Below are 18,635 nucleotides of genomic sequence, written 5' to 3'. Positions count from 1 at the left end.
GGACGACATCATGAACGCAGCGACCACGAACTCCGCACCCACTCCCGAGGCGACGCCCGCCCTCGACGATCCCCGGCCGGCGTTCCGCGCCGCCACCGCATGGGTCGTGGAACTGCTCGACGGAGTGTCCGACGACCAACTCGACTCGCCGACGCCGTGCGACGAGTTCGACGTCCGAACGCTGTCGGCCCACCTCGTCGCCGTCGCCGAACGCGCGGCCGCGCTGGCCGAGGGTGTCGACATCCGCACGATGGCGTCGATCGCCGAACAGTTCGACGCCCGGACCTACGCGGCCTTCATCGACCAGGCGCTCGACTCATGGTCGGATGACGCCAAGCTCTCCGCGATGGTCCAGGTGCCATGGGGCGAAGTCCCGGGCGCCGGTGCCCTGTGGGGTTATGTCAGTGAAACACTCGTCCACGGCTGGGATCTGGCGGTCGCCACCGCTCGGCCTGCGGAGGCCGACGCCGAACTCGCCGAGACGACGCTCGGGGTGGCACGCCAGTTCATCCCGGCCGCGATCCGCACCGATCCCGGTGTCCCGTTCGGCCCCGTCGTCGAGCCGCGCCCGGAGGCCGGACCCACCGAGCGGCTCGCCAACTGGACCGGCCGGCAGTCGGTGGGATGGGTGGCCTGAAGTACAAAGCGCGACGGCTTCTGCTCCCTGAGGTGCGGGCGGGTCGACTTCGCGCTCCCTGAGGTGCGAGCGGGCCGACTTCGCGCTCCCTGAGGTGCGAGCGGGCCGACTTCGCGCTCCCTGAGGTGCGAGCGGGCCGACTTCGCGCTCCCTGAGGTGCGAGCGAAGCGAGCCTCGAAGGGTCCTGGCGAGATGCGTTGCCGCCCTTCGTGGCTCGTCGCTATCGCTCCTCACACCTCAGGGAGCAGGGATGGGGTGTCTGGCTAGAGCTATGCAACCGGCTCGCAGATGACCACCGGGATCGTCCGCTCCGTCCAGGCAGCGTAGGTGTCGTAGTCGGCATAGGTGTCGACCAGATCCGGCCACAGCTCGGCGCGTTCGGCATCGGTGGCCGTGCGTGCGACGAGGTCGAACTTCTCCTTGCCGAGCTGGATCTCGACCTTCGGGTTGTCCCGGAGGTTGAGGTACCACGCGGGGTGCTTGGCCGAGCCGCCCTGCGACGCCACGACGACGAACGAGTCGCAGCGGCGCAGGTAGATGAGCGGAGCCGTGCGCGGCTGACCCGACTTGCGGCCGATCGTCGTCAGCAGGCACACCGGCGCCGGTTTGCGGAGGCCCGCGCCCACGCGCCACGTGCCGCCGACCCGGCCGCCGGTCGCCTTGTACAGCGCCGTGTTCGCCTTGGAGCCCAGCTTGATGAACTTGCTGACGACAGGTGAATCCAGCTGCGCCGGTTTGTTGTTCGGATCGAAGGCGGGCATCAGATCCGCTCGATGATCGTGCCGGTGGCCATCGCTCCGCCCGCGCACATGGTGATCAGGGCGGTCTGACCGTCCCGGCGTTCCAGCTCGTGCAGTGCGGTCGTGATGAGGCGGGACCCGGTACTGCCCACCGGGTGGCCGAGGGCGATGGCGCCGCCGTTGACGTTCACCTTGTCCATGTCCGCGCCGTGGACCTGAGCCCAGCTCAGCACCACCGACGCGAACGCCTCGTTGATCTCGACGACGTCGATGTCGGACAACGACATCCCCGACTTCGCCAGCACCCGTTCGGTCGCCTGGACCGGACCGTCGAGGTGGAAGTGCGGCTCCGCGCCGACGAGTGCCTGCGACCGGATGCGAGCACGCGGCGTCAGGCCCAGCTCGCGTGCCCTGGACTCGTCCATGATCAGCACCGCGGCCGCGCCGTCGGAGATCTGCGACGAAGTGCCCGCGGTGTGGATGCCACCCTCGAGGACGGGCTTGAGTGCCGACAACGACTCGAGGGTGGTGTCACGCAGACCCTGGTCCCGGCTGACGTCCAGGATGTTGCCGGTGAGCTCGCCCTCCTTGGTCCGCTCGGGAGCCTTCAGTGTCAACACCTCGCGATCGAAGCGGCCCTCGTCCCACGCCTGGCGCGCGAGGCGCTGGCTGCGCTCGCCGAGTCCGTCGATGTCGGCGCGTGTGATGCCGCGGCGTTTCGCGATGCGCTCGGCGGCCTCGAACTGATTGGGCATGTCGACGTCCCACGACTCGGCGTGGTACGGCCCGGCGTCGGTGCCGACGTTGGCCCCCAGCGGGACGACCGACATCGTCTCCACGCCACAGGCCAGACCGATTTCTATCGCGTCGGAGGCGATCAGCCCGGCGATCAGATGGTTGGCCTGCTGCGCCGAACCGCACTGGGCGTCGATGGTGGTGGCGCCCGTCGCCTCGGCAAGGCCCGCCGACAGCCACGCCTTGCGGGTGATGTTGCCGGCCTGCGCGCCGGCCTGGGTGACACAACCGCCGATGACCTGCTCGACGAGTGCGGGATCGATGCCGGCCTTGTCGAGGACCCCGCGCTGGGTCATGCCGAGGAGCTCCTCGGCATGTAGTCCTGACAGCCATCCGCCACGCTTGCCGATCGGCGTACGCGCCGCCTCCACGATGACCGGAACGCCCATGGTCACTCCTTCGTTGGTCTCGGTGAACTCCGTTGCCCACCGGGTATGGCCCGACGACAGGGCGTCGAGGCCGCTGAGATCACGCTAGAACACGTTCTATGTTTGCGTCTATGGTGGGTCCGGAAGGCGTCCCCCGATGACACCTCGGGACGCGGTCCGGCGTCGTACGACTGCGCTGCACGATGGCGAACATGGTCGGATCTGCGGAGCAACGCTGCTGGTGGGGGCAACAAGCCGGGAACAAAACTAGAACAAGTTCTCGTCTGGGGGTGTCGAATGGGTCACAGTGTGCTTCAATGTGATTGAAACAGGTTCTAAATCTCACAGCGAGGTGGTGTGACGTGACCCAGGCCCAGAGCGCCCCGATCGGCAGCGAGCCGACCACGGCGGATTCTGCGCACGCGAGCCCTCCCGACGTCGTCGCGGAGTGCCCGTTCATGCAGCAGGAAGGGTGGGATTTCACCAACCCTGATCTGCTCGAAAAGGGAATCCCCGTGCAGGAATTCGCGCAACTGCGCAAGACCGCACCCGTCTGGTGGAATGCCCAGGCGCCCGGAAAGGGCGGCGGGTTCCACGATGGTGGCTACTGGGTGATCTCCAAGCACGCCCACGTCCGCGAGATCTCGAAGAACAACGACGACTGGGAAACCAACGCCAACGGCGTGATCATGCGTTTCGAGGACGACATGACCGCCGATCAGATCGAGATCACCAAGGCGCTGCTGATCAACCACGATCCGCCGGAGCACACACGCCTGCGCAAGCTGGTCTCCAAGTTGTTCACGCCGCGTGCCGTGCACTCCCTCGAGGAGAAGCTCGACGATGCCGCACGTGAGATCGTCAGGCGGGCCGCGGAGAAGGGCAGCGGCGACTTCGTCAAGGACGTCGCCGTCGACCTCCCGCTGCTGGCGATCGCGGATCTGCTCGGTGTGCCCGAGGTGGACCGGGAGAAGCTGTTCGACTGGTCGAACTCGATGATGAACGCCGACGACCCGGACTACACCACCGATCCGCAGCAGGCGAATGCCGAGATCCTCGGCTACGGCTACACGATGGCCGAGGAGAAGCGCAAGAATCCCGGCGAGGACATCGTCACCACGCTGGTGAACGCCGACATCGACGGGCAGGCGCTCGACGAGACGGAGTTCGGGTTCTTCTTCATCCTCCTGACCGTGGCCGGCAACGAGACCACCCGTAACGCCATCAGCCACGGGATGAACGCGTTCCTGGACAACCCCGACCAGTGGGAGCTGTTCAAGAAGGAGCGCCCGGCGACCGCGGTCGACGAGATCGTCCGATGGGCGACCCCGGTGAACTGCTTCCAGCGGACTGCCAAGCGGGACACGCAGATCGGCGGCGTCCACATCGCGAAGGGCGAGCGCGTCGGTATGTTCTACGGCTCGGCGAACTACGACGAGGACGTCTTCGACGATCCGTTCTCGTTCAACATCATGCGTGACCCGAACCCGCACGTCGGGTTCGGCGGCAACGGTGCGCACTTCTGCGTCGGCGCGAACCTCGCGCGGATGGAGATCAACCTGATGTTCAACGCGCTCGCCGACATGGTGCCCGACATCACCAAGCTCGACGCCCCGCGCCGCCTGCGGCACGGTTGGATCAACGGGGTCAAGGAACTCCGCGTCGACTACGGCACGAAGTGACCGCAGCGGAGGAGACCGCCGGACAGCAGTCGCCGGCCTACCTCGGCATCGACCGGGAGAATCATCCCGCAGTCGTGGCAGGTCGTCGTTCGCGTGAGTTCGTGGCGTCACGGGACAAGCAGGCGTGGATCGACAACTTCGCCGTCGACGCCACGGTGGAGGACCCGGTCGGTCCGTCGATGTTCGATCCGGACGGCGCCGGATTCCGTGGGCACGAGGCGATCTCCGAGTTCTGGGACAAGTCGATCGGGACGACCGAGAACATCGACTTCCGGTTCGACGAGGAGATCATCTGCGGGAACGAGGTCGCCTACATCGGCAGCATCGTCACCCACATCGCCGGCCACGTCTCCGAGGCGCGGGGAGTCTTCACGTATCGGGCCGACGCCGAGGGGAAGCTGTCGGCACTGCGCGCCTTCTGGGAAGTGGAGAAGACCATCAACTCGGTGCGCAAGGCCTGATCGGCGCACGAGTAGCCCACCGCGGGCGGGACAGGTGACGACCACCTGTCCCGCCCGCGGTGTTTGTCAGTGACGGTGCCTGTGAGCCATCGGACGTTTACACCGGAGTCGCATCGGCGCACGATGAGGTGCGTAAAGGTCGGCGATCGGCACCGGAAGGACGGACGATGAGGGCACTGCACCGAACACGGAACTACCTTCGCGCGATGGGGCGGGCTCGACGGCATCGCGCCGAACTCGTCGGCCATCTGGCACGACGCCCCCTCGTCGCCGGCGCAACAATGGGCATGGAATCGGCACTGCTGCTGTCGAATCGGATGGACCCGAAACTCAAGGAACTCGCCGAGCTCAAGGCGGCCGGCCTGGTCAGCTGCGAGTTCTGCCTCGACATCGGTTCGGCACTCGCGACGGGAGCGGGCATCACCGAGCAGCAACTCCGCGATCTGCCGCGGTATCGCGAGTCGGGTGCGTACACCGATCTGGAGAAGCTCGTCATCGGCTACGCCGAGGCGATGACCCTGACCCCCGCAGTGGGCGAGGACCTCGCCGAGCTGCGGGGTCGGCTGGCCGAACATCTGTCGGAGACCCAGATCGTCGAGCTCGCGATGACCGTCGCATGGGAGAACCAGCGGGCTCGGCTGAACCAGTCACTGGGCGTTCGGCCGACCGGGATGTCCGACGGCCTCGCCTGCGCTGTGCCCGAACGCATGTCGTAGCAGTCATGCGCACATGGCGCGCATGACTGCTACGAGAACGGATCAGTGGAGGGGCTTGTCGGCCCCGACGAGCCACATCGAGAAGTACTGCGAGCCACCACCATAGGCGTGACCCAGCGCCTTGCGCGCATCGGCGACCTGGTGGTCGCCCGCCTTGCCCATGACCTGGATGGCTGCCTCGGCGAAACGGATCATGCCCGATGCGCCGATCGGGTTCGACGACAACACACCGCCCGACGCGTTGAGCGGGAGGCGGCCGCCGATCTCGGTGTCACCCGATTCGGTGAGCTTCCAACCCTCGCCCTCGGCGACGAAGCCGAGGTTCTCCAACCACATCGGCTCGAACCACGAGAAGGGGACGTAGATCTCGGCGGCGTCGATCTCGTCGAGCGGATTGCTGATGCCACCGGCCTTCCACAGCGCGGCGGCGGCGTCGCGCCCGGCTTGGGGACTCACGACGTTGCGGTGCGCATAGGACAGCGGTTCGGTGCGCATCGCGGTGGCGTGAATCCACGCCACCGGGTCACCCGCGGCCACGGCCGCATCGGCGACATCCTCGCTGCCGATCACCACCGCGCAGGCGCCGTCCGACGACGGGCAGGTCTCGTCGTAGCGGATCGGGTCCCACAGCATCTGCGAGCTCATGACCTTCTCGACGGTCTGATCCGGTTGATGCAGGTGCGCAAGGGGATTCAGCGCGCCGTTACGACGGTCCTTGGCGGCGACCATCGCGCCGATGTGCTCGGGAGCCCCGGACTGCCGGATGTAGGCGCGTACGTGCGGTGCGAAGAATCCGCCCGCGCCCGCACCGACCGGTTTGGTGAAGGGCACCGGGATCGACAGGGCCCACATCGCGTTGGACTCCGACTGCTTCTCCCACGCGACCGCGAGGACTCTCTTGTGCACGCCCGCGAAGACCAGCGACGCGGCCACGTTGGCCGTCGACCCGCCGACCGAGCCGGCCGTGTGCACGCGGATGAGGCGTTTGCCGACCGCGCCGATGGCCTCGGCCATCGCGAGCTCGGGCATCATCGACCCCTCGAACAGGTCGGGCGCCTTGCCGATGACGATCGCGTCGATGTCGTCGAGCGAGACCTTCGAGTCGATCAGCGCGGCGTCGATGGCCTCGCGGACCATGCCGGCCATCGTGACATCGGACCGTTTGGCGACGTATCGTGTCTGCCCGGTGCCCAGCACCGCGGCACGGTTGTTGTGTCCCATCAGTTCCCGGCCCCCTCGTTGTTCTGGGCACTCAGTGTGACCACCATGTTCTGCTGCAGCAGCGGGCCGCTCGACGCATGGGCGAGCGCGGTGCCCGCGTTGCCGCCGAGGATCTCGTGCGCGGCGTAGCCGATGCGCTGCAGGCCGGCCGAGAACAGCGAATTGCCGGCGAGGGAACCGCCGGACGGGTTGATCCGCACCGAGTCCGGAAGGCCGAGTGCGTTGCGGACGATGATCTCCTGATGCGTGTACGACGCGTTGATCTCGGCGACGTCGACCGCACGGCTGCGATCGCCGAACGCGGTGTCGCCGGCCAGCTTCGTCGACGGGGAGAGGGTGAGGTCGCGTGCCCCGAAGTTGGGGGTGTCGATCCGATGGTCCCATCCGGTGACGAATGCCGGATTGGCGACGAGTTCACGCGCCTTGCGCTCACTGGCGATGACGACCGCGGCGGCGGCGTCGGTGTACGGCGCGATGTCGTGCGCCCGTAGCGGATTCGCGACGTAGTCGCGGCCGAGAAGCTCGTCGACCGAGCCGCCGAAGGTGCGGGCGCCGATCGTCGCCATGTCTTCTTCGGTCCACACCCCGGCGTCGATCCCGGCTCGCGCCTGCAGCGCGCCGAGCGACCGGGCGTCGGGGTGCAGGGGAGCGACCGTGTAGGGGTCGGTCTGCAGGATCAGGGTCTGATCCGCATTGCCGGCGGTGGCCTTGCCGAAACCGTAGGCGAGCGCGAGGTCGACCTCACCGGTGGCGATCTTGACCCACGCCTCGTAGAGCGCCCATGCGCCGTCCATCTCGACGTGTGACTCGTTGATGGGCGGCATGGCGCCGATCGAATCGATCGCCGAGATGAAGGAGAACGCGCGGCCGGCAAGGTAATCCGACGATCCGCTGCACCAGAACTCGATGTCGGTGCGAGCGATGCCGAGCTCGGCGTAGAGCTTCTCGAAGCACGGGATCAGCATCTCGACACCGTTGGTGGTGCCGTGGGTGCCGGCGACATTGGGGCTGTGCGCGAAACCGATGATCGCGATCGGGGGCAGTGTCATCAGAGGTGGTCCTTGTAGGTCTCGTACTCGGCGTCCGGTTCCCCGGTGGGCGCGAAGTGGCTGATGTTGCCGATCGAGTGCTCCCATTCGTCCTCGGGGAGCCAGACGGCCTTGACGCGCATGCCCATTCGGACCTCGGCGGCCTCGATGTCGAGGATCAGGTGGAGGAACGGGATGTCCGCGCCGTCGAGGAGCACGTAGGCGGCGACGTACGGAGGCTTGATCCGCTGACCCTGGAAGGGCACGTTGACGATGCAGAACGTGGTGACGATGCCGGTGTGGGCGAGTTCGACTCGTTCCACCGCGGGGGAACCGTCGGCCGGGCTGACGCCACGGGGCGGGAAGTACACGCGTCCGGCGTCGACACCCGAACCGATACGGGTCCCGATCAGCTTGCCCGCCTTCAGCCCTTCGAGGTAGACAGACTCCTCCTCGTTGGCCGAGTGGATGATCTCGGTGCTGACCGGGGTGGGGATGACGAGAAGGCCGGTGTCGGCACCCTTGGGTGCCTCGGCGGTGTTGGCAGGGGCGGTGGCCGGCTCCTCGCCGGGGGCGAAGTGGGCGATGTCGTCGATGCGGCCGATACGAGCCGCGCCGAACACCGCGTGGACCCGCATCCCGGTCGACATCTCGTCGGGGGAGTCGACCGAGATCGCATGCAGCAGAGTCGTGTCCGCGCCGTCGAGGCGGATGAGCGCCCATGCGAACGGCTTGTCCAGTGGCTGGCCCGGTACCGGCTCGGGGTTCCAGGTCCACGTGGTCACCGTACCCACGGCCGACACCTCGACGAACTCCGTTGACTGCGCGCCGGTGACGGGGTCGAACTCGACCGGAGGGACCGCGACCTTGCCGTCGCTGACTCTCGAGCCGATGATCCGACCGTCGCGCAGGGCGAGTGCGAACTGACTGAGAACCGGACCCAGAGACCTGGTGTAGTCGAACGAGTTGGTCAGGGGAGCGGTCAGGATGGGGGACTTCGGCTCGGGCACCTCGGCAACGGGACTCGGGGCGGCCGGAGACGTTACGCTCATGCTCACATCTCGAGTAGAACACGTTCTAGTATTGGACACAAGGTGCATGTCAGGCCGTGGGAACGCGCGGCCGGGCGAAAGGGGAGTGGGAGTGAAGCTCGGTCTGCAACTGGGGTACTGGGGCGCCGACCCCATCCCGAACGCGCCGGAACTGATCGCCGCCGCGGAGGAATGTGGCTTCGACGCCGTGTTCACCGCGGAGTCGTGGGGATCGGATGCGTACACGCCGCTGGCGTGGTGGGGTGCCGCGACCTCGCGTCTGCGACTGGGCACCGCGGTGGCCCAGCTGTCGGCGCGACCGCCGACCTCGCTCGCCATGCACGCGCTGACCCTCGACCATCTCTCCGGCGGCCGGCACATCGTCGGACTCGGGGTGTCGGGACCGCAGGTCGTGGAGGGTTGGTACGGCGAACCGTTCGCCCAACCGCTGGCGCGCACGAGAGAGTACGTGCGCGTGGTGCGGGACGTGCTCGCCCGCCAGGACAAGGTGACCAACCCCGGTCCGCACTATCCGCTGCCGTATCCGGCTGACGCACCGGGGTCGACCGGCCTCGGGAAACCGTTGAAGCCGATCACCCACCCGCTGCGCGCCGATGTGCCGATCTGGCTGGGCGCCGAGGGCCCGAAGAACGTCGCGCAGACCGCCGAGATCGCCGACGGCTGGCTCGCCATCTTCTTCAGCCTCGGCCTCGCCGACCAGTACAACGCCTGGCTCGACGAGGGATTCGCCCGCCCGGGTGCGCGCCGGTCGCGCAGCGACTTCGAGGTGGCCGCGACCGTGCAGGTCGTCATCACCGACGACGTCGCGGCCGCCATCGACCGGTACCGGCCGTCGACGGCGCTCTACGTCGGCGGAATGGGCGCCAAGGAGAAGAACTTTCACGCCGAGCTGTACAAGCGGATGGGTTACGGCGACGCCGTCGACGAGATCGTGAGCCTGTTCCTGAGCGGGAAGAAGGCCGAGGCGATGGCCGCGGTGCCCGACGAGATGGTCCGCGAGACGATGCTGGTCGGGACCGCCGACGAGGTGCGCGCGCAGATCAAGGAGTGGGAGGCGGCCGGGGTCACCATGCTCATGGTCACCGCGCGCGACGCCGAGACGATCCGCGAACTGGCGACGCTGGTGTGATTCGGCCATAGAATTCACCCCGTGCGACACGGTGATCACGATCCTCGTTGTGAGGGCGCAGACCACGAACGGGGCGGCCTCCCGGCGGGAAGGCAGAACAACACGTCCGACCGGATGCCGTCGGGAATGCGCCGCATCGGCAATTTTCGCTTCTTCTACGAGGGTGAGAAGTGGGAGTGGTCGGATGAGGTCGCCGCGCTGCACGGCTACGCACCGGGTGAGGTGGAACCGACCACCGAGCTGATGCGCCGCCACAAGCACCCCGAGGACCGTGCCCACTTCGACGCGGTGATGGCCGAGATACTCACCAATCACGCGCCGTTCTCGAGCCGTCACCGCATCGTCGACACGTCGGGGCGCGTCCGACCGGTGGCGGTCATCGCCCACTCCATCACCGACGCAACCGGTGTGCCCATCGGCACCGAGGGTTTCTATCTCGACCTGACCGACGCCGAACTGGCCGCGGTGCAGCGGCGGGTCGACGATCAGGTCCGGGCCTTCCGGGACAGCAGCGGGGTGATCGAGCAGGCGAAGGGCATGCTCATGCTGGTGTACGGAGTCAACGCCGACCGGGCGTTCGATGTGCTCCGCTGGCGCTCGCAGCAGGAGAACGTCAAGATCCGGGATGTCGCGGCCGCGCTCGTCGTCGAGATCCAGGCGGGACTCTCCGTGGAGGACCACCAGCGTCGGCGCCTCGACGAGATCGTGCTGCGTCCCCGGCAGGCGTCGGGGGACTGACCGGTGCTCTCCGGCCCCACCGCGCGCCTCGCTCGCTAGCGCGCAGAGTCGGACTGTGCGTCGACTGGGCGTCGGCTTTCGTCGACTGGGCGTCGTTTGGCGTTGATTGTGCGCCGAAGTGACTACTCGCCGGTGAACTCGGGTGTGCGCTTCTCAGCGAAGGCGCGCGGGCCGACCTTGGCGTCCTTGGACTTGAAGACCGAGATGCCGATCTTCGCGTCGATCTCGAAGGCGTCGAGTTCGTGCAGGCCCTCGGTGTCGCGGATGGTCTTCAGGATTCCCTGTACCGCGAGCGGACCGTTGGCCGCGATCTTCTCGGCGAGCTCGAGGGCTTTGTCGAGCGCGGCGCCGTCGTCGACGACGTGGCCGATCAGGCCGTACTCCAGGGCCTCCCGCGCGGTGACGTGGCGACCGGTCAGCAGGATGTCGCAGGCGACGGTGTACGGGATCTGCCGGACGAGCCGGACGGCGCTGCCGCCCATGGGGTAGAGCCCCCAGCGCGCCTCGGAGACACCGAACTTCGCGCTCTCGCCGGCGATCCGGATGTCGGTGCCCTGCAGGATCTCGGTGCCGCCGGCGATCGCCGGTCCCTCCACCGCGGCGATCAGCGGCTTGGTGAGGCGGCGTCCCTTGAGCAGCGCGGGCAGCGACGCCGGATTCCAGGCGCCGGAGTCCACCGTGTCGCCGGGTGCGTTCTTGTTCATGCTCTTCAGGTCGGCGCCCGCACAGAAGTATCCGCCGGCGCCGGTGAGGATGGCCACGCGGATGTCGGGGTCGGCATCGACCTGATCCCACGCCTCCGTCATGATCCGCATCATCTCCGTCGACAGCGCGTTGCGCGCCTCCGGGCGGTTCATCGTCACGATGAGGATGTGCCCGCACTTCTCGACGAGGCACTCGGGTGCCTTCTCGGTGACGGACTCGGCGGGGGTTGTTGTGGTCATCGCTGCGCTCCGGTCTCGCTGTGCTCAGGTGATCGCGGCGGCAGTGGATTGCCGCTTGCCCAGAACGATAACACGTTCTAATTTTGATCCCATGGCCTACACGATCGCCGACCTCATCGAGCATGCCGTCGACCTGGTTCCCGAGCGCATCGCGCTCGAGTCCGGCGACCGCACGCTCTCCTACGCCGAGCTGGAGGCGCGGTCGAACGCCCTCGCCCACACACTGCGCGAACTGGGTGTCAAGCCGGGTGACCGAGTGGGGTTGTACAGCCGGAACACCATCGAATCGGTCGAGGCGATGGTCGCCATCTTCAAGGCGCGCGCGGTGATGGTCAACGTCAACTACCGCTACGTCGAAGCCGAACTCGAGCACATCTTCACCGACTCCGGGATGAAGGTGCTCATCCACGAGCGCGGCTTCGCCACCCGCGTCTGCAACACGTTGCCGCGCTCACCCGAACTCGAGCACCGCATCGCCATCGAGGACGGGTCCGACGAGGATCTCTGCTGCGACGGACACGGCGACGCCATCCGGTACGAGGAAGCGATCGCGGGATCGTCGACCGAACGCGACTTCGAGGACCGCAGCGACGACGACCTGTACATGCTCTACACCGGTGGGACCACCGGGAAGCCCAAGGGTGTCGTGTGGCGTCAGGTGGACGTCTGGCGTGTGCTCGGTGGCGGAATCGACTGGTACACCAGCGAACCCGTCCCCGACGAGTGGCATCTCGCCAAGACCGGCGCCGACGGCGGGCAGCTCGTCCGGTACCCGATCCCGCCGTTCATCCATGGCGGATCGCAGTGGGCGATCTTCCAGTCGCTGTTCGCCGGCGGAAAAGCGGTGGTGTACCCCGAGTTCAGCGGCTCGGCCGCGTGGGACATCGTCGAACGCCACAAGGTCAACGTCGTGTTCATCACCGGAGACGCCATGGGACGTCCCATGATCGAGGCGCTGGAGAACGGCGACGAGCGCGATCTGTCGAGTGTGCTGTCGGTCGCGTCATCGGCCTGCCTCTTCTCGCCGAGCGTGAAAGAACAGTTCCTCGACCGCTTTCCGAACGCAGTCGTCATCGATGCCATCGGGTCGTCGGAGACCGGCTTCGGTGGAATGGGAGTCGTCGAGAAGGGCACCCCGCACACCGGTGGTCCACGGGTGAAGGCCGACAGCGAGACCCACGTCCTCCGGGAGGACGGCACACCCGTCGAGGCGGGGAGTGGCGAGGTGGGGGTGCTCGCGCGCTCCGGACATGTGCCACTGCGCTACCACAACGATCCGGAGAAGTCGGCCAAGACATTCAAGGTCTTCGACGGCGTGCGGTACTCGCTGCCCGGCGACAATGCGGTCCTCGAGGCCGACGGGACGATCACCATGCTCGGCCGCGGGTCGGTGTCGATCAACACCGGCGGCGAGAAGGTGTTCCCCGAGGAGGTCGAGGGCGCGCTCAAGGCCCACCCGGACGTGTTCGACACCGTCGTGGTGGGAGTGGCCGACGATCGATGGGGCCAGCGCGTCGCCGCGGTGATCGCCACCCGCGACGGGGCGCGGCCGACGCTCACGAGTCTCAACGACGTCGTGCGGAAAGAGCTCGCGGGCTACAAATGCCCGCGCAGCGTGTGGTTCGTGGACGAGATCAAGCGTTCTCCCGCAGGCAAACCCGACTACCGATGGGGAGCGTCGGTCACCGCCGAGCGTCCCGCCGACGAGGCGCAGTAGAGCGCCGGAAGCGAGCTGACAACAATGCGTACTGAACTGGCCGAGAAGTTCGGCATCGAATACCCGATCTTCGGGTTCACACCCAGCCAGGACGTGGCGGCGGCGATCAGTCGCGCCGGCGGACTCGGCGTGCTGGGATGCGTCCGCTTCAACGAGGCCGACGAGCTCGACGAGGTCCTGGAGTGGATGCACGAGAACACCGACGGCAAGCCCTTCGGCGTCGATGTGGTGATGCCCGCCAAGATCCCCACCGAGGGTTCCAAGGTCGACCTCGACTCGATGATCCCGCCCGAGCACCGGGCGTTCGTCGAGCGCACGCTCGACGATCTGGGTGTGCCGCCGCTGCCCCGTGGTGATCGTGTCGACGCCGGTGTGCTCGGCTGGCTGCACTCGGTCGCGCGGTCCCACGTCGACATCTCGATGGAGCATCGTCGGAAATACGGGCAGATCAAACTGATCGCCAACGCCCTGGGGTCGCCGCCGCCCGACGTCATCCAGACCGCGCACGACAACGGCGTGCTGGTGGCCGCACTGGCAGGCGCGAAAGATCATGCGCTGCATCACGTCGAGGCCGGCGTGGACATCGTCATCGCGCAGGGTTACGAGGGTGGTGGGCACACCGGTGAGGTCACCTCGATGATCCTGTGGCCCGAACTCGTCGACGCGGTCGGCGACACCGCCCCCGTTCTCGCGGCCGGTGGCGTCGGTAGCGGTCGTCAGATCGCCGCCGCGATCGCGCTGGGTGCCCAGGGTGTGTGGATGGGCACGTACTGGCTGACGGCCGCGGAGTACAAGCTCGGCGTGCCGGAGGGCTCGGACAAGCCGTCGACCGTTCAGCAGGCGCTGCTCAAGGCGACGTCGCGCGACACCGTGCGCCGCCGGATCTACTCGGGAAAGCCTGCGCGACTGCTGAAGACGGCCTGGACGGATGCGTGGGACGCCGAATCGGCGCCCGAACCGCTGCCGATGCCGCTGCAGAACCTACTCGTCGCCGAGGCGCACGCACGGATCTCGCAGGCCGACAACCCCGACGTCGTCGCCATGCCCGCCGGGCAGATCGTCGGACGCTGCAACGCCATCACGCCGGTGGCCGATCTGATCGCCGATCTCGTCAGCGAGTACGACGAGGCCGTCGGCCGGATGAACAAGACGCTGGGCGGTTAGCGGACCGGTGCGGCGACGTCACGTCAGCGGACATCGGCACGCAAGAATTTCGGATGATCCAGGCGCCAGGTGATCATCGCCGCGACCACCGCGACCACGGCCAACGTCAGCAGTGAGTTCCGTTCGTCGAAGGCGTTGAACAGCAGGCCACCGAATCCGGCACCGGCCAGGAATCCGGCGTAGGTGCTCAGGTGAGCGACCCATCCCCACCGCTTGGCGCCGGCCACGTGCAACCCGGCACCCTGGCCGATCTTCACCAGCGTGCCGGTCACATACGACAGGGGCATGACGACCTCGCCCTTGCGGCTGATCGAGGTGTTGAGTGCGCCGAGACCGAAGGCCAGGCAGAGGACCGGGCCGGCGCCGAATTCGCGATTGCCGTTCTCGAGGCCGATGTCGATGAGCCACGCCGCGATCGTCGAACCCGCGGTCAGCATCGTCGCCCCGTGCCGGGCCTTGCGCCACACATACATTCGCGCCAAGGTGGCCACGAACACCCCGAGAACGAACACCACCACGGTGAGCAGCGCGGTGAAGCCGAGCCGGTGCGCCCCCTTGACGTGTTCGAGCACCAGCCGTTCGCTGTTGCCCGTCATGAAGGTGACGTACCAGCCGGAGGAGTACAGCCATGCCGCGGCGCCGGTGGCGCCGGCCAGCGCGGCGAGGACGGCGGCGAGAACCATCTCTCGCCCGTCGTAGAAGGGACCCAGCAATTCCTTTCGGGTTGATTCGCTGCGAGGGTCGGAAGTGGATGCGGTGCGTTCGACAACGGTCATCGGGTCGGCTCCCAGTCCTGTCGGTAGGGCTGTGGTCGTGATCGGCATTCGAACGGGGGAGTGTGTCCCGGCGGCATCGGCGGTCTGTCCCGTCGGGGAAGCCCGATAGGGCAGTTCCCTACTTCCAGGGCACCCGAAGTCCGCCGTCTGCGCCACGTGAGTCCGACCACATACCGGTCCGCCCGGGCGATCCGTCACCCATCGAGGTGTCGGCGGAACCCACGCGTCGGCACAACCGTTGTGTGGCGGCTGCGAGCGGGCTCGGCTCGGGATTCGGGGATCGCGCTACGGCGAGGTGTACTCGCCCCACAGGTCGTCGACGATGTCGGCGGCGTCGGGCGGGAGGCAACTCGCGTCGGGACACGGCCCCGGCGGCATGGGAGTCGGTGCGATCAGGGTGCCGACTGCGGCGGGAAGTGTCAGTCGCGTGGTTGGTGCGGCCGACGGCTTTCCGGTCGGGCCGAGCGTGCCCCATTGTTCGACGCCGTCGACTCCCGGCACGGTGGTGCATCCCCAGTACAGGTCCCAGTCGCCGTCGGGCAGCACGGTGGACCCGGTCGGACCGTCGTCGGATACCTCGAGCGCAACAGTTCTCGTGCCGCCGGGGGCGATCAGAGCCCGCGGGTCAACCGGATTGACGTACCCGAACGGCGGTCGTGAGTCGCTGTTCGCCACCGACCCGGCCGGTAGCCCGAACATCTTGCACCCGATCAGCGCCGCGGACCGGTTCGTGACTGTCACGGTGACCGAGTTGCCCGACACCGAAGGTGTGATCGTGACATCGCCGGGGGCGGCGTGCGCGATCGCGGGGGGAGAGGATTGCTGCGGTTGCGCAACCCAACATGGCGCCGAGCGTGCGGAAGGGGTGTCGACCGGTCATGGAGTCAGTGTCACCCACCCAGAGCGCAAACCCACCACCAGTGGACATTTCCGCCACCGTTCGGCGGGTGGATGTGTCGAACCGTGGTGGGTTTGGGGGTAGGCGACCGTAGCGATGCCACATCACGAGCCGGCGAAAAACAGCACGGCGATCGCGAAGCCACCCAAAACCACCATGGTGCCGATCGCGACGCCGGTACACACCTGCCTGGTGGTGCCGTGGGCGCACGTTCCGATGGCGCTGCACACAAATATAAAAGCGCCGATAAGGAGCCCCAGCCCCCACAAGAGTGCATATGCCAGAAGAGACGTCGCCGACGCGGCGATCGTGGCAAAGGGTGTTACCGGACCGAAGAACCGAGTATCCACGTGTCAGGCCTCCAGCAGCATTAACACGGCGCCACTGACAGACGTGGCTACCGCGATCACGGCCGCCCATCCCCGCATCGAATTGCTGAGGAAGAAGAGAACCAACGACGTCGTCAGAGCAGCGACTGCGATGAGTAGACGAGAGGTGGTCTCCGGCCACAGACCAGGTGCAGCCGGTGCCACAAACATCGCGACCATGACGAGGACTGCTGTCGCTGTCTGAGCCGCATAGGTGGTTTGGCCTGCGCGAGCGTCTGGACCAGCTGGCTTCTGAGTGGGATACGTCATGGATTCACCTTGTTCCGTGGAGATTCGAGGGACCAGGCATACCGCGGAAATCAGAAAGTCTCATCGAACTCCTTTCAGTTCAGGGGGATTCTCGGCGCTGCCCAGATCCGTCATGCCGCTGATCTCACCCGTTTCGACCGGAATCCAGTCGTTGCCTGGAGAGGCGTTGACGACCTCCTGTTCGAACCGATCGAGATCGTCTGTGTAGTCGCCGTAGTCGTGGTGGAGGGGAAGATTGAGCATTGGGCCCGTTTCGTGGTGGTCACCTGCCTCGTCCAGGTGTAGGACCTGAGTCCGACCATCAGGAAAGTACTGATACGTCTCCATTGAAGGGAAATCTGTAGCTTCGCCCGACACTCGCGCACCGCCCTGTCCGGGCGTCACAATGGTCTGGCCATTGACGGACCAGCCGATTTTTTCAGGTCCAGGCGGTGCGAGAGGATCCCAGCCGTCATATGCAATTGCGACCGTTCCATCAGGTAACTGCCTCGCCTGCACCGACGGAGTTCCGGTCTTGACATTGCCCCGGTCATCGCAAGATGGATTCTGACGTGCCACGATTACGCCATTCTCGTAATCAATGAAATAAGAGATGCGGGTGTCCTCGGGGGAAAATGCCGAGTCGAAACCCCGGTTGTCCCCGAGGTTTCTATTGAACCGATTCCAGCCAGGCCCTGCGATGACCTTATCGATCGGAATGAACAACCCCGTGGCAACGACGCCCTGCCCGGGCACAGGGTTGATTTTGATAACGCTGACAACCGGCGGGACGTGCTGGTTCTTCGGGTTGTAGCTGTGCGGGTCCAACGCGGCGGCCATCCGCCAGTCGTTCTCACCAACCGGAACGCGACCGTAGACCTCGCGGAATGCGTCTACTTGATTCGCCACGCGTGTCATCGATCCGGTGGAAGTGGCAATCGACGCCGGTGTGATTCCGCTTAGTGCAGCAAGGGCGGAGTTGATGGCTGCGCTCGTGCCGCTCACAGCCTGGTCCGCGGCAACACCTAGGTTGCGCAAGGCGGTCTGGTGTTGAAAGGCGACATTCTCGTCGTATTCGGTGTCCGGCGGGGCTTCCGCTGCCTCGAAGGTCACCTCGTACTCGCGGCTTCCCCGGTTCAGCACGTAACCCAAGGATTGGGAAGCCGTTCGTCCGTTCTCCAGTGCAGTGACTGCGTCGTCGATAGAAGTAGCGCCGCGGTTCATCGCATCGGCGAGATCGCCGTATTCGTCGGCGACTCCGCGGAGCCAGCGTGTGACAGCCTCCGCTCGGTCATCGGCCGGTCCCCTGGCCGTACCCGTCCACTCCGCACCCGTCAGGTTGAGGACGGGGTTTCCAGCCTTGGGCGCCTCGGCGTCCAGACGGGCCTTCATGGCGAACAGTCCATTGGCGATGAGCCTCATTTGATCGGGCGTCCATGCCGTGACCTCGTTGTAGCTCGGCGGCATGCTACCGCGGTCCCCTCTCCGTGATGTCCAGGAGAATCTCGAGCGGGACTGGGTGGTCCGTCAGTGGGCCGGTCCTCGAAGGGAAGGCGAGCGCGCTCGAGATGCGGTTCGCCCCGGCTTGATCGGTGTCGACGGTGGTGTCGCGGGCGTTGATCACCAACTCAGCAAAAGCAGAGATAGCGTTCGAAGCATTCGACATCGACGTTTTGATCTGCGAATCCCCGGCTGCAGCGACGTCACTCATGTCATCGGTGGCACCGCGGAAGCGGCCGGCGAGGCTGCTGAACGTCCGCGTCGCGTAGGTGGTCCCCAGTCCTGCGCTGAGATTCAACCCTCCGATGCGCGACGCGCACTGCTCGATCTCCGTCGCGGCTGTGACAAGCGCTGCCGGGTCTACGGTCAGATCTGCCAATGTCTCCCCCCGAAAGTTTGCGTCGAAGCTAGCACGGTCGGCGCATGAGCAAACTGCTCGCTGTCAACGTAGT

General features: G+C 66.6%; 19 protein-coding genes. 8 read left to right on the top strand and 11 right to left on the bottom strand.

All coding sequences use genetic code 11. The annotated features are described in order from the left end of the window. The first annotated feature begins 10 nt into the window (after positions 1 to 10). Positions 11 to 637, top strand: coding sequence for a TIGR03086 family metal-binding protein (locus ABIC25_RS08350; protein ID WP_354560918.1), 627 nt, complete (start codon positions 11 to 13; stop codon positions 635 to 637). A gap of 269 nt (positions 638 to 906) precedes the next feature. Here the strand turns inward: ABIC25_RS08350 and ABIC25_RS08345 are convergent, their stop codons facing one another. Both ABIC25_RS08345 and ABIC25_RS08340 read right to left on the bottom strand, forming a co-directional pair. Continuing rightward, positions 907 to 1,398: a nitroreductase family deazaflavin-dependent oxidoreductase gene (locus tag ABIC25_RS08345; protein WP_354560917.1), complete on the bottom strand. Its 492-nt coding sequence runs from the start codon at positions 1,396 to 1,398 to the stop codon at positions 907 to 909. Next, positions 1,398 to 2,561 (bottom strand): steroid 3-ketoacyl-CoA thiolase, encoded by a 1,164-nt coding sequence (locus ABIC25_RS08340; RefSeq protein ID WP_004022065.1) that lies wholly within the window; start codon positions 2,559 to 2,561, stop codon positions 1,398 to 1,400. Before ABIC25_RS08340 ends, ABIC25_RS08345 begins: the two co-directional genes overlap by 1 nt. 341 nt (positions 2,562 to 2,902) lie before the next feature. Here ABIC25_RS08340 and ABIC25_RS08335 point away from each other — a divergent pair, with 341 nt between their 5' ends. From ABIC25_RS08335 to ABIC25_RS08325, 3 genes are all read left to right on the top strand, one after another. Beyond that, on the top strand, positions 2,903 to 4,222 hold the full coding sequence (locus tag ABIC25_RS08335) for a cytochrome P450 (protein WP_004022064.1): 1,320 nt from the start codon (positions 2,903 to 2,905) through the stop codon (positions 4,220 to 4,222). Further along, the gene (locus ABIC25_RS08330) at positions 4,219 to 4,683 is read left to right on the top strand and encodes a nuclear transport factor 2 family protein (protein ID WP_004022063.1); all 465 of its coding nucleotides are present in this window, start codon (positions 4,219 to 4,221) and stop codon (positions 4,681 to 4,683) included. Before ABIC25_RS08335 ends, ABIC25_RS08330 begins: the two co-directional genes overlap by 4 nt. A 167-nt stretch (positions 4,684 to 4,850) precedes the next feature. After that, positions 4,851 to 5,399: a carboxymuconolactone decarboxylase family protein gene (locus tag ABIC25_RS08325; RefSeq protein ID WP_033205059.1), complete on the top strand. Its 549-nt coding sequence runs from the start codon at positions 4,851 to 4,853 to the stop codon at positions 5,397 to 5,399. Between the two features lie 42 nt (positions 5,400 to 5,441). On the opposite strand, the gene ABIC25_RS08320 is transcribed toward ABIC25_RS08325, so the two are convergent. The 3 genes from ABIC25_RS08320 to ABIC25_RS08310 are packed head-to-tail and all read right to left on the bottom strand — an operon-like array spanning position 5,442 to position 8,700. After that, a complete protein-coding gene (locus tag ABIC25_RS08320) occupies positions 5,442 to 6,620 on the bottom strand; it encodes a thiolase family protein (protein ID WP_004022061.1) in 1,179 nt (392 codons plus the stop codon). After that, positions 6,620 to 7,669: a thiolase family protein gene (locus tag ABIC25_RS08315; RefSeq protein ID WP_354560915.1), complete on the bottom strand. Its 1,050-nt coding sequence runs from the start codon at positions 7,667 to 7,669 to the stop codon at positions 6,620 to 6,622. The genes ABIC25_RS08320 and ABIC25_RS08315 overlap by 1 nt, the downstream gene beginning before the upstream one ends. Beyond that, positions 7,669 to 8,700, bottom strand: a complete 1,032-nt coding sequence (locus ABIC25_RS08310; protein WP_354560913.1) for a Zn-ribbon domain-containing OB-fold protein — start codon at positions 8,698 to 8,700, stop codon at positions 7,669 to 7,671. Before ABIC25_RS08310 ends, ABIC25_RS08315 begins: the two co-directional genes overlap by 1 nt. Before the next feature lie 91 nt (positions 8,701 to 8,791). Here ABIC25_RS08310 and ABIC25_RS08305 point away from each other — a divergent pair, with 91 nt between their 5' ends. Both ABIC25_RS08305 and ABIC25_RS08300 read left to right on the top strand, forming a co-directional pair. Beyond that, positions 8,792 to 9,829, top strand: coding sequence for an LLM class F420-dependent oxidoreductase (locus ABIC25_RS08305; RefSeq protein ID WP_004022058.1), 1,038 nt, complete (start codon positions 8,792 to 8,794; stop codon positions 9,827 to 9,829). A gap of 21 nt (positions 9,830 to 9,850) precedes the next feature. Beyond that, positions 9,851 to 10,567, top strand: a complete 717-nt coding sequence (locus ABIC25_RS08300; protein WP_354560912.1) for a PAS and ANTAR domain-containing protein — start codon at positions 9,851 to 9,853, stop codon at positions 10,565 to 10,567. Between the two features lie 122 nt (positions 10,568 to 10,689). On the opposite strand, the gene ABIC25_RS08295 is transcribed toward ABIC25_RS08300, so the two are convergent. Further along, the gene (locus tag ABIC25_RS08295) at positions 10,690 to 11,511 is read right to left on the bottom strand and encodes a crotonase/enoyl-CoA hydratase family protein (RefSeq protein WP_354560910.1); all 822 of its coding nucleotides are present in this window, start codon (positions 11,509 to 11,511) and stop codon (positions 10,690 to 10,692) included. Between the two features lie 91 nt (positions 11,512 to 11,602). Here ABIC25_RS08295 and ABIC25_RS08290 point away from each other — a divergent pair, with 91 nt between their 5' ends. Continuing rightward, positions 11,603 to 13,228: an acyl-CoA synthetase gene (locus ABIC25_RS08290; RefSeq protein WP_354560909.1), complete on the top strand. Its 1,626-nt coding sequence runs from the start codon at positions 11,603 to 11,605 to the stop codon at positions 13,226 to 13,228. A gap of 24 nt (positions 13,229 to 13,252) precedes the next feature. Further along, positions 13,253 to 14,392: an NAD(P)H-dependent flavin oxidoreductase gene (locus ABIC25_RS08285; RefSeq protein ID WP_354560907.1), complete on the top strand. Its 1,140-nt coding sequence runs from the start codon at positions 13,253 to 13,255 to the stop codon at positions 14,390 to 14,392. Between the two features lie 23 nt (positions 14,393 to 14,415). On the opposite strand, the gene ABIC25_RS08280 is transcribed toward ABIC25_RS08285, so the two are convergent. From ABIC25_RS08280 to ABIC25_RS08260, 5 genes are all read right to left on the bottom strand, one after another. Then, positions 14,416 to 15,168, bottom strand: coding sequence for a DUF1275 family protein (locus tag ABIC25_RS08280; RefSeq protein WP_101819887.1), 753 nt, complete (start codon positions 15,166 to 15,168; stop codon positions 14,416 to 14,418). Positions 15,169 to 15,453: 285 nt separating this feature from the next. Beyond that, positions 15,454 to 15,909, bottom strand: coding sequence for a hypothetical protein (locus ABIC25_RS08275; protein WP_354560905.1), 456 nt, complete (start codon positions 15,907 to 15,909; stop codon positions 15,454 to 15,456). A gap of 261 nt (positions 15,910 to 16,170) precedes the next feature. Then, entirely contained in the window at positions 16,171 to 16,416 is a 246-nt protein-coding gene (locus ABIC25_RS08270; protein ID WP_354560903.1) for a hypothetical protein, read from the bottom strand. A 348-nt stretch (positions 16,417 to 16,764) separates the two neighbouring features. Next, positions 16,765 to 18,150, bottom strand: coding sequence for a hypothetical protein (locus tag ABIC25_RS08265; RefSeq protein WP_354560902.1), 1,386 nt, complete (start codon positions 18,148 to 18,150; stop codon positions 16,765 to 16,767). Position 18,151: 1 nt separating this feature from the next. Continuing rightward, positions 18,152 to 18,562, bottom strand: coding sequence for a hypothetical protein (locus ABIC25_RS08260; RefSeq protein ID WP_354560900.1), 411 nt, complete (start codon positions 18,560 to 18,562; stop codon positions 18,152 to 18,154). Positions 18,563 to 18,635 lie beyond the last annotated feature (73 nt).

The sequence above is a fragment of the Gordonia sp. PvP123 genome (genome assembly GCF_040547295.1).
In the GTDB taxonomy this organism is placed as follows: Bacteria; Actinomycetota; Actinomycetes; order Mycobacteriales; family Mycobacteriaceae; genus Gordonia; species Gordonia terrae.
This window is presented reverse-complemented; position numbering and strand designations above follow the sequence as displayed.

Excerpts from the sequence above, each read along its gene's own strand:
- ABIC25_RS08350 (WP_354560918.1), top strand. The coding sequence starts at position 11 with ATGAACGCAGCGACCACGAACTCCGCACCCACTCCCGAGGCGACGCCC.
- ABIC25_RS08345 (WP_354560917.1), bottom strand. The coding sequence starts at position 1,398 with ATGCCCGCCTTCGATCCGAACAACAAACCGGCGCAGCTGGATTCACCT.
- ABIC25_RS08340 (WP_004022065.1), bottom strand. The coding sequence starts at position 2,561 with ATGGGCGTTCCGGTCATCGTGGAGGCGGCGCGTACGCCGATCGGCAAG.
- ABIC25_RS08325 (WP_033205059.1), top strand. The coding sequence starts at position 4,851 with ATGAGGGCACTGCACCGAACACGGAACTACCTTCGCGCGATGGGGCGG.
- ABIC25_RS08320 (WP_004022061.1), bottom strand. The coding sequence starts at position 6,620 with ATGGGACACAACAACCGTGCCGCGGTGCTGGGCACCGGGCAGACACGA.
- ABIC25_RS08315 (WP_354560915.1), bottom strand. The coding sequence starts at position 7,669 with ATGACACTGCCCCCGATCGCGATCATCGGTTTCGCGCACAGCCCCAAT.
- ABIC25_RS08310 (WP_354560913.1), bottom strand. The coding sequence starts at position 8,700 with ATGAGCGTAACGTCTCCGGCCGCCCCGAGTCCCGTTGCCGAGGTGCCC.
- ABIC25_RS08295 (WP_354560910.1), bottom strand. The coding sequence starts at position 11,511 with ATGACCACAACAACCCCCGCCGAGTCCGTCACCGAGAAGGCACCCGAG.
- ABIC25_RS08290 (WP_354560909.1), top strand. The coding sequence starts at position 11,603 with ATGGCCTACACGATCGCCGACCTCATCGAGCATGCCGTCGACCTGGTT.
- ABIC25_RS08285 (WP_354560907.1), top strand. The coding sequence starts at position 13,253 with ATGCGTACTGAACTGGCCGAGAAGTTCGGCATCGAATACCCGATCTTC.
- ABIC25_RS08280 (WP_101819887.1), bottom strand. The coding sequence starts at position 15,168 with ATGACCGTTGTCGAACGCACCGCATCCACTTCCGACCCTCGCAGCGAA.
- ABIC25_RS08265 (WP_354560902.1), bottom strand. The coding sequence starts at position 18,150 with ATGCCGCCGAGCTACAACGAGGTCACGGCATGGACGCCCGATCAAATG.